General features: G+C 55.1%; 13 protein-coding genes. 6 read left to right on the forward strand and 7 right to left on the reverse strand.

Annotation, left to right across the window (positions count from 1 at the left end; translation table 11 throughout):
- Window positions 1–12 precede the first annotated feature (12 nt).
- Entirely contained in the window at window positions 13–1,044 is a 1,032-nt protein-coding gene (locus tag ACFFLD_RS08615) for a quinone-dependent dihydroorotate dehydrogenase (protein ID WP_386039155.1), read from the forward strand.
- Window positions 1,045–1,155: 111 nt separating this feature from the next.
- On the opposite strand, the gene rmf is transcribed toward ACFFLD_RS08615, so the two are convergent.
- Window positions 1,156–1,365, reverse strand: a complete 210-nt coding sequence (gene rmf / locus ACFFLD_RS08620) for a ribosome modulation factor (RefSeq protein ID WP_035577708.1) — start codon at window positions 1,363–1,365, stop codon at window positions 1,156–1,158.
- Window positions 1,366–1,763: 398 nt separating this feature from the next.
- Here rmf and rlmKL point away from each other — a divergent pair, with 398 nt between their 5' ends.
- Window positions 1,764–4,019: a bifunctional 23S rRNA (guanine(2069)-N(7))-methyltransferase RlmK/23S rRNA (guanine(2445)-N(2))-methyltransferase RlmL gene (rlmKL, locus tag ACFFLD_RS08625; protein ID WP_386039157.1), complete on the forward strand. Its 2,256-nt coding sequence runs from the start codon at window positions 1,764–1,766 to the stop codon at window positions 4,017–4,019.
- A gap of 44 nt (window positions 4,020–4,063) precedes the next feature.
- Window positions 4,064–4,399 carry a glutaredoxin family protein gene (locus ACFFLD_RS08630; RefSeq protein WP_386039159.1) on the forward strand — a complete coding sequence of 112 codons (336 nt, stop codon included), beginning with the start codon at window positions 4,064–4,066 and terminating at the stop codon, window positions 4,397–4,399.
- A gap of 25 nt (window positions 4,400–4,424) precedes the next feature.
- On the opposite strand, the gene ACFFLD_RS08635 is transcribed toward ACFFLD_RS08630, so the two are convergent.
- A complete protein-coding gene (locus ACFFLD_RS08635) occupies window positions 4,425–4,706 on the reverse strand; it encodes a hypothetical protein (RefSeq protein ID WP_386039161.1) in 282 nt (93 codons plus the stop codon).
- 85 nt (window positions 4,707–4,791) lie between these two features.
- Here ACFFLD_RS08635 and pdxB point away from each other — a divergent pair, with 85 nt between their 5' ends.
- The 3 genes from pdxB (at window position 4,792) to ACFFLD_RS08650 (ending at window position 8,150) form a co-directional block, all read left to right on the forward strand.
- Complete coding sequence (pdxB, locus tag ACFFLD_RS08640; protein WP_386039163.1) at window positions 4,792–5,937, forward strand: 4-phosphoerythronate dehydrogenase PdxB; 1,146 nt, start codon at window positions 4,792–4,794, stop codon at window positions 5,935–5,937.
- A 181-nt stretch (window positions 5,938–6,118) separates the two neighbouring features.
- Complete coding sequence (locus tag ACFFLD_RS08645) at window positions 6,119–7,210, forward strand: cobalamin-independent methionine synthase II family protein (protein ID WP_386039165.1); 1,092 nt, start codon at window positions 6,119–6,121, stop codon at window positions 7,208–7,210.
- Window positions 7,203–8,150, forward strand: a complete 948-nt coding sequence (locus tag ACFFLD_RS08650; protein ID WP_386039167.1) for a diguanylate cyclase — start codon at window positions 7,203–7,205, stop codon at window positions 8,148–8,150. Before ACFFLD_RS08645 ends, ACFFLD_RS08650 begins: the two co-directional genes overlap by 8 nt.
- A gap of 100 nt (window positions 8,151–8,250) precedes the next feature.
- Here the strand turns inward: ACFFLD_RS08650 and htpX are convergent, their stop codons facing one another.
- The 5 genes from htpX to ACFFLD_RS08675 form a co-directional block, all read right to left on the reverse strand.
- Complete coding sequence (htpX, locus tag ACFFLD_RS08655; RefSeq protein WP_386039169.1) at window positions 8,251–9,156, reverse strand: protease HtpX; 906 nt, start codon at window positions 9,154–9,156, stop codon at window positions 8,251–8,253.
- 191 nt (window positions 9,157–9,347) lie between these two features.
- Window positions 9,348–10,595 carry a pyridoxal phosphate-dependent aminotransferase gene (locus tag ACFFLD_RS08660; protein ID WP_386039171.1) on the reverse strand — a complete coding sequence of 416 codons (1,248 nt, stop codon included), beginning with the start codon at window positions 10,593–10,595 and terminating at the stop codon, window positions 9,348–9,350.
- A gap of 91 nt (window positions 10,596–10,686) precedes the next feature.
- Window positions 10,687–11,643, reverse strand: a complete 957-nt coding sequence (gene ylqF / locus ACFFLD_RS08665) for a ribosome biogenesis GTPase YlqF (protein ID WP_386039173.1) — start codon at window positions 11,641–11,643, stop codon at window positions 10,687–10,689.
- 105 nt (window positions 11,644–11,748) lie between these two features.
- Entirely contained in the window at window positions 11,749–12,147 is a 399-nt protein-coding gene (gene msrB / locus ACFFLD_RS08670) for a peptide-methionine (R)-S-oxide reductase MsrB (RefSeq protein ID WP_386039175.1), read from the reverse strand.
- A gap of 133 nt (window positions 12,148–12,280) precedes the next feature.
- Entirely contained in the window at window positions 12,281–13,867 is a 1,587-nt protein-coding gene (locus ACFFLD_RS08675) for a gamma-glutamyltransferase family protein (RefSeq protein WP_386039177.1), read from the reverse strand.
- Between the last annotated feature and the right edge of the window lie 73 nt (window positions 13,868–13,940).

A 13,940-nucleotide genomic window follows, 5' to 3' on the forward strand; every position in this document is an offset into this window, starting at 1 on the left:
GAGACGTTTCTCATGTACAACCTCGCCCGCTCACTTTTTTTTCGCGTTGATCCAGAAGTTTCGCATGGCATAGCGCTGAACGCGCTGGAAACATTGCATAGCGTGGGTGGGGTGGCGCGGCTGTTTGGCCAGCCGGTCAAGGACCCTATTGAGCTGATGGGGCTCACGTTCGCCAACCGGGTTGGCCTGGCCGCTGGGCTGGACAAGAACGCAGACCACCTGGATGCGTTGGGGGCGCTTGGGTTTGGGTTTGTTGAGGTAGGCACGGTGACGCCCAACGCTCAGCCGGGAAATCCCAAGCCCCGGCTTTTTCGTTTGGCCCAGCACGAGGCGATCATTAATCGTTTTGGGTTTAACAACAAAGGGGTTGAGCATCTGGTTCAGCAGGTTAAAAAGCGTCATTACCGCGGTATCGTCGGCATTAATATCGGTAAAAACCTGACCACCGCCGTCGAGAATGCCCTGGATGACTATCTGCTCTGTTTAGAGGCGGTACATCCGGTTGCTGATTACATTACGGTCAATGTCTCTTCGCCAAATACGCCCGGGCTGCGCACGTTACAGTTTGGCGAGCAATTGGATGCGCTACTGGGCCCCATTCGAGCGCGTACCAATGAGTTGAACATAGCCGATCGTCATGTCCCCCTGCTGATCAAAATTGCCCCGGACATGAGCGCTGAGGAAGTCGCGTTGATGGCTGCCAGTATTGAACGCAATGCCCTGGATGGTGTTATTGCCACCAATACCACCGTGTCACGCGAGGCGGTAACAGGCGACCCACAAGCTGACGAGGCGGGAGGGCTTTCCGGCAAACCCGTGTTCGAGGCGTCCAATCAGGTCATTCGTCAACTGCGTGAGCACTTGCCAAATATCCCTATTATTGGGGTGGGCGGTATCGACAGCGCTGCCGCTGCCAAGGCGAAACTGGCTGCAGGCGCCGACTTGGTGCAGCTCTATTCGGGGCTGATTTATCAAGGGCCAGCGTTGGTAGGAGAGTGCGCCAGGGCGCTGAAAACGTCGGCCGACGAAAATGCTAGCCGCTGAACGCCAGCCGCTAAAAAGCCCACATTAGAAAATGTGGGCTCACTTAAAACCATGTGTTTAAACGTAGCCTTCATTTAAACGTAGAGAGCTTTAAACAGTGAGTCTAAAACGTTAAGTCATGACCATAGGGTTTTTATGGATACCGGAAATGCCGGTCATTCCGTCCCACTGGTCACCGCGACCTTCACGCCAACCGCTCATCCAGTATTCGCGCAGGTTGATATCTTGACTGGGGCAATCATCGCGAGAGCGACCCGATACACCCGCTTTGTAGCCGTGAACATAAGCCCGCTGGAAGCGATCACGTTTTTGTCGTTTCATTGGCTAACCTCTTTTCACAAAAGCCTTTGATAAGAAATAGGATGTTATCGAAAATGTTCGTGAACATGTTTTACGAAAACATCGCTATTCCGAGAGCTCGTTTCAAGAGCGAGACGCCTCATCAACCCCACTGTCTAGCGCTCACGGGCTGAACGGGTGATGCGGAGAACTCGTACAAATTACACCTACATGTCATCAGTCCGGGACAGGCCATCAATCTATTGAACCTTACCGATATGATAGTGAACCGACCCTGACAAGAAACGCATGCGTTTTTCAGTAGCTACTCTCTTATTGTTAGACCATGATGGGGTCATCTGTCGACTATCAAATTGTCATAAAACGTAAACTCATTTGCTATATATAGGAATATCGCGCTCTTACGCGCAGCTATTACCATGACCGAGTCGAATCAAAACGCCCCCTTGAATTGCCTGGCCACCTGCCCGAAGGGCATTGAAGGCCTCCTACACGACGAGCTGATGGCGCTAGGCGCCACGCCCGGTAAAACCACCGTGGCCGGGGTTTACTTTAGCGCCAGCCAAGCCGTCGCCTACCGTGTGTGCCTATGGTCGCGATTAGCTAACCGGGTGATGTTGATCCTGGTGCGCGAGTCGATGATTGATACCGCCGAGCAGGTGCGTGATGCGGTCGCGCGTATTGCCTGGACCCAGCACTTAGCGCCAGGGAAAACGTTGGCCGTGGATTTTCACGGTCGCAGCGAGCATATTCGCCACACTCGTTTTGGGGCGCAAACCGTTAAAGATGGGGTCGTCGACGCGTTGCAGCTAGCTGGCCAGGAGCGACCCAACGTCGATACCAAGACCCCGCATCTGCGCATTTATGCGCATCTGCACCGGATGAATTTAACGCTTGGTCTGGATCTTTCTGGCGAGAGCTTGCACCGGCGCGGTTATCGGCGCGACGTAGGGCACGCGCCGTTAAAAGAGAACTTGGCGGCGGCGCTCTTGGTGCGTGCAGGATGGCCTGAGCGTCTAAAAGCAGGAGAACCTCTAATCGACCCGCTGTGTGGTGCAGGCACCTTGTTGATAGAAGCCGCCATGATGGCCGCCGATCAGGCGCCGAATCTGAATCGTGAGCGTTTTGGCTTTCATGGTTGGAAAGGGCACGATGAAGACATCTGGCGTGAGCAGAAGCGCGAAGCCGATGCGCGAGCATCGATTGGTCGCAAACGTTGCAAAGCCCAACTGCTAGGTTTTGATCAGAGCCCCGCGGCGCTGACCGCCGCCAAAGCCAATGCCATGCGAGCGGGTATTCCCGCACTGATTACTCTGCATGGGCAGAGCTTGGCCCAGCTTACCCGCCCTGACACACTCACGGACGCAAGCGGCCTGCTGATCACCAACCCCCCCTATGGTGAGCGCTTAGGCGAATTGCCAGAGCTGGTACGCCTCTACGGCCAGCTAGGCGAAAAAGCTAAGACCCTGTTCCCCGGATGGACGCTGGCGGTGTTTACCGGCAATCCTGATCTTGGCCACCGGTTGGGAATGCGGGCACACAAACAGTACGCGCTCAAGAATGGTGCGTTAGACGCCAAGTTGTTGTTGATGGACGTGGGCGGGAGTGAGCATTCACCAGCAGCTAGCGAAAAAGCGTCGGTTCGCGCTGAGGGCGGTGAAGCGCCAGCCGGTAGTGAAGATCAAACAGCCCAAGTAACTCAAGTAGCCCAAGCAGCGCCACAACATCAAGACAATGCGCAGATGTTTGCCAATCGTCTGCTCAAGAATCAAAAGCGTCTTAAAAAGTGGCTAAAGCAGAGTGGCGAAACCTGCTACCGGATATATGACGCTGATATGCCGGAGTATGCCCTCGCCGTAGATCGTTACGGTGACCGCGTGCATGTGCAAGAGTATGCGGCGCCTAGTTCGGTCAATCCGGCTCAGGCGCAAAAGCGTTTGTACGACGCGCTGGACGTCATGCCCGAGGCGCTTAACGTTGACGCCAGCAAGATCTATATCAAGCGTCGTGAGCGCCAAACCGGTAGTGCCCAATATCAGAAGCGTTCGGCGAGTGGGGAGCGCTTTGAAGTGCAGGAAGGCAATGCACGGTTATGGGTAAATCTGCGCGACTACTTAGATACCGGTCTGTTTCTTGATCACCGGCCGGTGCGGCGGATGCTGGGCGAGTTGGCCAGCGGCAAGCGCTTTTTAAACCTGTTCTGCTACACCGCGACCGCCACGGTGCAGGCCGCTTTGGGCGGGGCCAGCGATAGCGTCAGTGTCGATATGTCCAACACATATCTGGAGTGGGCCAAGGACAATTTTGCACTGAATAACCTGGAGTCACGTCTTCACCGGGTGGTGCGTGATGACTGCTTCCGCTGGTTGGAGACTGCCAATGCTGAGTTCGATCTTATCTTTATGGATCCGCCGACGTTTTCCAACTCCAAGAAAATGCGCGATACCCTTGATGTACAGCGTGACCATCCGCGGTTAGTGGAGCTTGCCATGGCACGCTTAGCACCCGGCGGAACCTTGGTGTTTTCGAATAACCAGCGTCGCTTTAAACTGGATGATGCCGTGAGCGAGCGCTATGCGGTGGAAGATATAACCGGGCGCAGCTTTGATCCCGATTTCCAGCGCCGCACAAACCTGCACCACGTATTTTTACTTCGCCACCGGACAGCGCCATAATCGCACGAAGCTGTGTTACGAGGTTATTAGAAGAGGGCATTTGGATGATTCAGCTATCGCTTTATACAACCCTGGGCTGCCATCTGTGCACGCAGTTAGAGGCACTGGTGGCGGCGTTAGCGAATCAAAAGGTGTGGCTGCACCACATCGAGGTCAGCGAAGACGAGGCCTTGGTTGAACGCTACGGTACTCGACTGCCGGTACTGGCGGATAGTGACGGCAAAGAGCTGGATCGTGGTTTCGAGCTGGCGCGCTTAAGCGAATGGTTGCGCGAGCGTGGCTGGCTCGATGAAGCGGCGCTGGCAAGCTTCACCGCACCGCCAGCCGTTACGCCAGCAAAAGGCGCCTATGAGCGAGAAGGGCGGCGCTTTTTGGGCTAATCAGACAAGACGAAGCAGAACGGGCTCAAAGCACATCCAGCAGAGAGAGCTGGCGCATGGCTTCTTGGCCTTCAGGGGTGTGGTCGGCCACCTCCAGCACCTTGCGAAAACCTCGCGAGGATTGGATGGTGGTCTCGTCCTCCAGCCACATTTGGGCTTGTTCCAGCGTATCCGCTAGCTGATGCTTCAAACCGCCGAACTGAGTGCCGATTTGGCCCCAGGCGCGGCTGAAAATCCAGTCACCAAACATATCCTGGTGAATATGAACCAACACGTAGTCGTGGTTGGTCTCCCAACGTACGATCACAAACACTCTCCTTAAATACGCTACACACACGCCTGCCCATCAAGCCGTGGCGGGCGTATTGTAAAGCCCGGATTCGAAAACGCCTATGAAACTTGTAATTGATGCCAATATCCCCGCGGCTGATGCCTGTTTTGGCTCGTTAGGTGCGCTAACCAGAGTGCCAGGACGGGAGATTACCGCCGCTCATTTACAGGACGCCGATGCGCTGATCGTGCGTTCCATCACCCAGGTTAACGACGCGCTTCTGGCCGATAGCCCGCTGCGTTTTATTGGCACCTGCACCATCGGCACGGATCATATTGATCAGGCCGCACTTGCCCAGCGCAATATCGCCTTCGCGAGTGCGCCTGGCTGCAATGCCGAAGCGGTGGTGGACTATGTGCTGATGAGCTTGCTGACGCTGGCTGAGCGGGATGGTTGGACGCTTAACGAGCGTACCGTGGGTATTGTGGGGGCTGGCAATGTCGGCAGCCGGCTGCACGCGCGTTTAACGGCGATGGGGGTGGCCACGCTGATCTGTGACCCGCCCAGGGCGGCCGATGAGGGAGAGCAGGCGTTTTATACCATTGATGAGCTGATTGAGCGCTGTGACGTACTTTGCCTCCATACGCCGCTAACACGAGAAGGCCCCCACGCGACCTATCAACTGCTCAATGCTCTGCGCATCGATGAGTTGACCCCTGGTTGTGTGCTGTTAAATGCCGGGCGGGGAGACTGCATCGATGGACTGGCCTTGCGCGGCCGGTTAGCGGGTAGAGGCGATATCAGCGCAGTGCTGGATGTGTGGGAGGGTGAGCCTGAGATTGATGCAGGCTTACATGATCTAGTCTCGCTGGCCACGCCACATATTGCCGGACACAGCCTGGATGGCAAACTCCGGGGAACCTGGATGATTCAGCAGGCGCTGTCACGCCACCTGGGGCGACCAAGCGCGCTGTCGTTTGCCGAGATTTGCCCGCCACCGGTGTTAACGTCACTGCATTTGCAGCACGCATTGCCAGCAGAGGATGCACTACGCTTATGCATGCGTGCGGTATATGACGTGCGCCGTGACCACGATGCACTTCAGCGGCAGATGCAACGACACGGACTAAGAAAGGGCTTTGACGATTGCCGCGCCAACTACCCGTTACGTCGAGAATTCGCCACGCTCAATGTGCAGCTATCAGGCGAAGCAGTGGTGCTTGAAGGCATACTGAGAGGAGCCGGGTTTCGTGTGCAGACAATGTAAGGCGTGATACGTCTGCCAATGCGAAGCGCCCTATAGCGGTCATTGCGAGGAGCGCAGCGACGCGCCAATCTGGCGGTGCCAAGCGTACTAAAAGGATGACAGCGTATCTAAAGTATGGGAAAAGTAAGCGTTACGAACGCTAAAAATAATAAACGCCTATAACTAAGCCATGGGAAAACAAATGATTACATTACCCACTGAAACCATTGGCAGCATACCCCGTTCGGAAAAGTTGATGCAGGCGCAGCGACAATTTGATTCAGGTCTCATTGATGCTGTGACCATGGATACTTTTTATGATGAAGCCGTTCAACTCACGATACGAGAGTTGGAGGCAACAGGCTCCCCCATTATTACCGATGGCGAACAGCGTAAAACGCATAGCTTTGCCACCTATTCGGTGGAAGGCGGGGAAAACTTTGCCCCCGACGGGCTGGAAATTCCCTTTAATGATGGTCATGTGCGCCGATTACCACGCTTAATTGCCGGCCCTTTTCGCTTCACCTTGTCAGCGGCGGATACCTTGGCGGCAGCCAGGCAATATACTCAGCGACCCATGAAGCAAGCGATCATTTCAGTCTCGGCATTAAGCTTGTTTTACCCGTCCGACACTATTGTCGGGTATACGCGTGAAGAGTTTCTGGACGATTTGGTTAATGAGCAGGAAAAAGAGATTCGCAACTGTTTTGCCGCGGGCGCGCAAATAGTACAGATCGATTTCACTGAAGGGCGGCTGGCGATTAAGCTCGATCCAAGTGGTAGCTTACTGAATGGGTTTATCGACTTAAATAATAGAGTCCTTGCACGCTTCACTGCTGAAGAGCGCCAGCGTATCGGTATCCACACTTGTCCTGGGGCTGACCATGACTCCACGCATAGTGCCGATGTGGATTATGCCGAGCTTCTACCCAGTCTCTTTGAGCTCAAAGCGGGTAACTTTTATATTTCGATGGCGGCAGAAAAAGATCCTGACCGTGCATTGAGGATTATTGCCCGCTATTTAAAACCGGAGCAACGTGCCTACATTGGTGTGATTGATGTCAATGACCCCCGTATTGAAACCCCAGCAGACGTCTGTAAACGCGTCCTGGAAGCGGCACGTCATATACCGCTAGCGCAGTTAGGTACTACTGATGACTGCGGCTTTTCTCCCTTCTGCGATGACATTTCCACGTCGCGAGAAACCGCCTTTGCGAAAATACGTGCACGTATGGAGGGAACGATGATGGCTGCAGAGAAACTGACATTGCAACAGGATGCGATGGATGGATAAAGCGCCTACTTTCAGCCAAAGCGTTGCCATTTTCGATGCAAAGGAATGCTTGGTTGACTGGAATGCGGGCTTTGTTGAAGAGTTTATCGATGCCGCGTCGCTGTTAAGGAAGGGTGTCAGCGCACGTGATATTTATGCAGCTTGCCTGCTGCCTGAGCGGGCTCTGGATCTTTCTTGGGCATTGAATGGTGTCATTCCCTACCCTTTCGAATACATCAACAACCGGCGGTCCATCTCCGTGGCGCAAGAGCTTGGTGTTAATGGCAATATTTTTCGCTTTGCCCGCAACACGATGGCCACCCCTTCACTTCATCCTGGCATGCTTGATGATAGTGCTGAATTGTTACGTTCAACCGCCTTGAAGATTTCAGCATCAGTGCTCAAGCGTCGTGACGAAGAAAACCTTCGACTGCATAAGTTGGCGCTGACAGACAGCCTGACAGGCGTAGCCAACCGGCGCTATTTTGATCAGCTACTGGATATAGAGTGGCAGCGCTGTAAACGCAGCCAATTACCTTTATCAATGATCTTCATCGATATCGACTTTTTTAAGCGCTATAACGATTTTTATGGGCATCTGCGCGGGGATGAATGTATAAAAACGATTGCCTCAACCCTAGTGGCAAATTTGAATCGCCCTGGCGACTTGGTCGCCCGCTACGGTGGGGAAGAGTTCACCTGCCTTCTGCCAGAAACGGACCTATCCGGTGCTACCCGCAAAGCCGTCGAGCTGGAACTGGCCGTTAGAGCATTGGCCATGCCGCACGAAAAATCAGAAGCTGCCCCTATAGTGACCATCAGCTTGGGGATTGCCACCGCAATAAAGGTAGTGGGGGATGATGCCTCTGAATTGGTGAGTGCCGCCGACCAGCTGCTTTATGATGCCAAAGCAGCCGGAAGAGGATGTGTACGTTCGGCCATCTTTAATGCTGTTGAGTAGCGGCAAAGGTTCTTGTAATTGCCATGAAAGGGCAACCCCAGATCGCCGCGCTTCGCTCGCGATGACACGAAAGGGCAACCCCAGATCGCCGCGCTGCGCTTTACTGGCGGTAAGCGGCTTCTTTTAGTGCGCGGATGCGCTCATCCAGCGGCGGGTGACTGGCAAAGAGTTTTTCCACCAGCGAGCGCGTTTGGCCTTTGGTGATGGCCATGGCGCGCAGTGTGTCCGGCATCTGGTCAGGTAGTTCGGTTTCGGTTTTCAAACGTGCCAAGGCACTGACCATGGCATTGGTGCCCGCGAGTCGTGCACCGGCTTCATCGGCGCGGTATTCACGGTAGCGGGAGAACCACGCCACAATGGCTGATGCCAAGATGCCGAAGACAATCTCAGCGACCATGACCACGGCGAAATAGCCCATAAAGCCCAGGCCGCCTTCACCATCACTGCGGCTGCGCAGGAAGTTATCGACCAAATGGGCGACCACGCGGGCAAAAAACATCACAAAGGTGTTCACCACCCCTTGAATCAGCGCCAGCGTCACCATGTCACCATTGGCCACGTGCCCAATCTCATGAGCCAATACCGCGCGCACCTCTTCCGGGCGCATACGATTCAGCAAGCCTGCCGAGACGGCCACTAGCGCATCATCTTTATTCCAGCCGGTAGCAAAAGCGTTGGACTGCTGCGCCGGAAATATACCTACCTCCGGTGTCTTAATGCCGACTTCGCGGGAAAGCTCAGCGACCGTGTCCAGCAACCACTGCTCAGTGGAGTTGGAGGGCGTTTCGATGATCACCGTGCCGGTACTGCGTTTTGCCATCCATTTAGAAATGAACAGCGACACGATCGAGCCTGCCATGCCAAACACAAAGCAGAAAATCAGCAGGCTGGTGAAGTTGACTCCCTGGCCGCGCAGATATCCTTCCACCCCTAGCAGGCGTAAGGTAATACTGGCGACCAGTAAGACCGCTATATTGGTGCCCAAAAACAGCAGAATTCGCAGCATGGTGCAGGTTCTCCCCAAAGGTTTAGCAACCGGTCTAAAAACAGCGTGTGAAACGAGTGTCAGAATAGTGGCTTAGATACGTACTGTTCATGGCAGTTTCAAGTCATTGCCAAAATAAACGACTGTTTTAATCGGCGCTTGTCTCTCCAGCCTCGCTAGCCAGGGTTTCTATCCAGGATCTCTATCGGGACTCACTGCCGATAGCGGGATAGGAAGTTGGCAAAGCGGTCGAGTGCATCACCAAGCTGATCCGCCCAGGGCAGCGTGACGATGCGCACGTGATCCGGTTCAGGCCAGTTAAAAGCCGTGCCCTGCACCAGCAATATTTTTTCCTGAAGGAGCAGATCCAGCACCATTTGCTGATCATCTTTAATATTGAAAACCTTGGGGTCCAGGCGTGGAAACGCATAGAGCGCGCCTTTAGGTTTTACGCAGGAGACACCAGGAATGGCATTCAGCTTTTCGACGGTAATATCGCGCTGAGCCAATAACCGACCGCCTGGGAGAATTAAATCGTTGATCGATTGATAGCCTCCGAGTGCGGTTTGAATGGCATGCTGGGCGGGCACGTTGGCGCATAACCGCATTGAAGCCAGCATGTTCAGACCCTGGATATAGTCGTGAGCGTTTAGCTTGGCCAAGGTGCCTGAAATAGTCATCCAGCCAGAGCGGAAGCCAGCGCAACGGTAGCTTTTGGACAGGCCATTCATGGTAATGACCAACTGATCATCGTCTGCCAGGGCGCCGGTGGCAGTATGCTCGACCCCGTCATACAAAATCTTGTCGTAGATCTCGTCAGAAAACACGACAAGTTGGTGCTGTTTAGCAATCTCCAGCACTTCCTTGACCACTGCTGGCGAATAGACCGCTCCGGTAGGGTTGTTGGGATTGATCAGTACAATGGCGCGGGTGTGGCTGGTGATCTTGGCGCGGATATCGGCCATGTCGGGGGTCCAGTCTGCCTGCTCATCGCACAGGTAGTGCACCGCGTGGCCCCCGGAAAGATGGGCAGCGGCGGTCCAAAGCGGATAGTCCGGTGCTGGAATCAGCACTTCATCACCATCGTTAAGCAATGCCTGCATTGCCATCACAATCAGCTCAGACACACCGTTGCCAATAAAGATATCTTCAATCCCGACCCCCGGGATCTGCTTACGTTGGCACTCCTGCATAATTGCTTTGCGCGCAGAGTAGAGCCCTTTTGAATCGCAGTATCCTTGGGCCGTTGGCAGATTACGCATCACATCCTGAAGAATCTCTTCCGGCGCCTCAAAGCCGAACGGCGCAGGGTTGCCGATGTTGAGCTTGAGAATTCGGTGGCCTTCCTCTTCCAGGCGCTTGGCGTGGTCGAGCACGGGGCCGCGAATGTCGTAGCAAACATTATGCAGCTTATGAGATTTTTTTAACGGATGTGATTCGTGTGACTGCGGGGTGTCCATGAGGTGTCTGTCCAAAAGTGGCTAGAGGCCCAAAAGTGTTTAAAACGCATGTGTGCCCATCAGCGTTTTTGCTATCCGGGCGATTTATCCATTATGCGTCGGAAAGTGCTTGATTGTCTTCGTCGTTTTGCACGGGCGGGGGTGGAATATCCGCCGGGGTTTCCAGCGTCAGCCTACCCAACTTGCCATCGCGTAGTTCGTGAAGCAACACTTCCGCGCCGCGATGCAGATCCACCTCGCCACCTGGCCGCAAACCGCCTCGGCGGGCAGCAATGTCTTTTAAAATGGCGTGGCCATCAAAGCCCGCGATAGCAAGAAAATCAGGTTTTTGCGGGCCGTCAGCATCAATGTCATGGGGAATGACCGGCGCGGCGTAGGGCGGTAGCGCTTTAAGTTTATAACGGGCGGTCAGCGCGTCAGGGTAGCGCTTGGCAAGTTCGGCGCTGGTCACAATCGCGACATCGGCATATTCAATGGCTGTATCGCGAATGGCGCCGGTAGCGGCAAGCCGATAGGCGCTAGCCTGATCTTCAATTTTAGGCCATAGCACGCCTGGGGTATCGGTAAGCGCCACCCGACCATCAATCCGCACTCGTTGCTGGCGCTTGGTAACGGCGGGCTCATTGCCTGTCTTGGCGATTTTACGGCCCGCCAAGCCATTGATCAGGGTGGATTTACCCACATTGGGAATGCCCATGACCATCACGCGGACATCACGGTCAGCGCGCACGGCACCGGCTAGCTCATGGCAAAGCTTAGGGATTTTTTTCAGCTCGCGGGTATTGGTGGTGGTGACCGCCAAGGCACGCATATTTTCTTGAGCATCGAAATAAGCCACCCACTCGGCTGTCTTTTCCGGGTCGGCAAGATCCGCGCGGGAGAGAATTTTCAACACCGGTTTATGGCGCGTCAGCTCGGCCAGCATGGGGTTGGCACTGGAGTAGGGGAGGCGAGCGTCAAGCACCTCAATGACTACATCTATTTCAGGCAGCACCTCCTTGATCTGGCGGCGGGCCTTGTTCATATGTCCGGGGAACCAGCCGAGCATGGGTCTCTCCTACAAGCTCAAAGATACAGGCACAAAAAAAGCGGGCGACCATTCTAACAGATGGCACCCGCCTAGCTTGGTTTCCTTGTCAGGAATTAGCGATCATTACTCGTCAGGGTGAAATTCCAACGACACCGAGTTAATGCAATAACGCAAACCAGTCGTATCGGGCGGGCCATCCGGGAACACGTGACCCAGGTGGGCATCGCAATGAGAACAGACCACTTCGGTGCGCTGCATGCCGTGTGTCGTGTCTTGATGCTCTTCCACACTGCGTGCGCCGAGCGGCCGGTCGAAGCTTGGCCAGCCGCAGCCCGCATCAAACTTGTGCTCGTTCTCAAACAGCGGTGCATGGCAGCATACACAGTGGTAAATGCCCTGAGCATCTTGAACCTGATAGTCACCGGTAAACGGGCGCTCGGTGCCTTTTTCCCGCGCGACACGATACTGCTCGGGCGTTAGCTGCTGTTGCCACTCGTCAGGGGATTTTTCGATTTTCGCCATGGGGTTCTCCTTTCCCTCTGTTGTCATAGGTCAGAGGCTTATCAAGCAGGCTAGTTTAACACTCTCATCAATGACAGTGAGCCGCCTACCTAAGTTCAGCCGGTGTCGAGGGTGAGAAAATGCCAGGTGGTCATTACACACTGGCCGCTCCGCCATTACTGCGCGGATCGTGGGCGCTCTCGATTAAGCCATCAGGATGATGAACGATACCACCCGCATGGCCCATGGTGTCACTGAATGGCTCGGCAAGCACTTCTACGTCGTGGCCTGCCGTTGCAAGCGCTGATACCAGGCGGTCGTCAAAGCGATTCTCTAATTTGAGGTTAGTGCTGGTTTCCCCCCAGGTGCGCCCAAGCAGCCAGCGCGGGGCGGTAACTGCCTGCTGTAGCTCCATCCCGTGTAGCGCATAGCGGGAAAATACCGCCGCCTGGGTTTGAGGTTGGCCTTCGCCGCCCATGGTGCCGTAGACCATGGTGCGCCCATCGTTAAACCGGGCAAGCGCCGGGTTGAGGGTGTGAAAAGGTTTGCGGCCAGGGGCCAAACCGCGCAGGTCGTCGGGGTTAAGCGAAAAGCTGATACCGCGGTTCTGCCAAAGTACCCCGCTTTTCGGAAGCACCACACCGCTTCCAAACTCCCAGTAAATGCTTTGAATAAAGCTGACTGAGCGTCCCTCGCTATCCACCGTGCCCATCCAGATGGTATCACCGGGGGCGGGTTCGTGCGGCCAGGGCAAGGCGCGCTGCAGATCAATATGAGCCGCTTCTTGAGCAATGCTCTCTTTACTGAGCAGCTCCTGCAGCGATGTTGGCACACGGTCGGGGTCGGTGACGTATTGGTCGCGAAGGATAAAGGCGCGTTTGGTGGCTTCAATCAACCCGTGAAGGTGGTCAAAACCGTTAGGCTTGGTGGCCTTTAAGCGCTCATAAATGGCTAAAATCATCAATGAGGCCATACCCTGGGTGGGGGCGGGCAGGTTATACAGGGTGGCCTCCTGTAGCGTGACCTCCAACGGGGTTACCTGCTGGGCGCGGTAGGCGTGAAAGTCTGCCAGGCGCAAGGGACTTCCTACGGCTTCCAAGTCGTGCGCCATGCTGGCGGCCAGCTCGCCACGGTAGAAGTCGTCTAATCCTGCCTCCGCCAGGCGTTTCAACGTGGCGGCTAAGCGCGGCTGCCTCAGTCGCTCGCCTTCACGGGGTACTTGCCCATTAAGCAACAGCGCTTCGCTAAAGCCGGGGCTCTGGCTCAAACGCTCAACGTGCTTGGCGGTCAGCGTTTCCTGGCTCTTGGAAACCGCCACACCTGCCTCTGCATGATGAATGGCGTCGGCCAGTAGCGTCGTGAGCGGTAATGACTCTCCCCAACCAGCCGCTACGTTAAGCGCTTCATGCCAGCCGCCAACGGTACCCGCCATGGTCAGCGCCGCTTTAGGGCCGCGCTCGGGTATTTGCGCGTCGCCAGCATAGAAGTCTGCATTGGCCAAACCGGCTGCCGGGCCGCAGGCGTCAATAGCGATCGGGGCTTTTCCTGGTTCATGTATTAACCAGAATCCATCGCCACCCAGGGCATTCATATGAGGATAAACGACCGCAATCGCAGCGGCAGCTGCCACCATGGCCTCTACCGCGTTACCGCCCTGTTTAAGCACATCTCGCCCAGCGTTGGTGGCTAAATGGTGGGGGGCGACACAACTGCCGCCGTAGCTACGTTGAGTATGGAGCATGCTGAGAATCCATTATTGTTGATCGTACGTTTTGTTAAACGCCTATATGGTCAAAGGTATGTGCTGCTAAATG

This window comes from Vreelandella sulfidaeris (assembly GCF_042429665.1).
Taxonomy (GTDB): domain Bacteria; phylum Pseudomonadota; class Gammaproteobacteria; order Pseudomonadales; family Halomonadaceae; genus Vreelandella.

Excerpts from the sequence above, each read along its gene's own strand:
- ACFFLD_RS08660 (WP_386039171.1), bottom strand. The coding sequence starts at position 10,595 with ATGGACACCCCGCAGTCACACGAATCACATCCGTTAAAAAAATCTCAT.
- rlmKL (WP_386039157.1), top strand. The coding sequence starts at position 1,764 with ATGACCGAGTCGAATCAAAACGCCCCCTTGAATTGCCTGGCCACCTGC.
- htpX (WP_386039169.1), bottom strand. The coding sequence starts at position 9,156 with ATGCTGCGAATTCTGCTGTTTTTGGGCACCAATATAGCGGTCTTACTG.
- pdxB (WP_386039163.1), top strand. The coding sequence starts at position 4,792 with ATGAAACTTGTAATTGATGCCAATATCCCCGCGGCTGATGCCTGTTTT.
- ylqF (WP_386039173.1), bottom strand. The coding sequence starts at position 11,643 with ATGCTCGGCTGGTTCCCCGGACATATGAACAAGGCCCGCCGCCAGATC.
- ACFFLD_RS08630 (WP_386039159.1), top strand. The coding sequence starts at position 4,064 with ATGATTCAGCTATCGCTTTATACAACCCTGGGCTGCCATCTGTGCACG.
- ACFFLD_RS08650 (WP_386039167.1), top strand. The coding sequence starts at position 7,203 with ATGGATAAAGCGCCTACTTTCAGCCAAAGCGTTGCCATTTTCGATGCA.
- msrB (WP_386039175.1), bottom strand. The coding sequence starts at position 12,147 with ATGGCGAAAATCGAAAAATCCCCTGACGAGTGGCAACAGCAGCTAACG.
- ACFFLD_RS08675 (WP_386039177.1), bottom strand. The coding sequence starts at position 13,867 with ATGCTCCATACTCAACGTAGCTACGGCGGCAGTTGTGTCGCCCCCCAC.
- ACFFLD_RS08615 (WP_386039155.1), top strand. The coding sequence starts at position 13 with ATGTACAACCTCGCCCGCTCACTTTTTTTTCGCGTTGATCCAGAAGTT.
- rmf (WP_035577708.1), bottom strand. The coding sequence starts at position 1,365 with ATGAAACGACAAAAACGTGATCGCTTCCAGCGGGCTTATGTTCACGGC.
- ACFFLD_RS08645 (WP_386039165.1), top strand. The coding sequence starts at position 6,119 with ATGATTACATTACCCACTGAAACCATTGGCAGCATACCCCGTTCGGAA.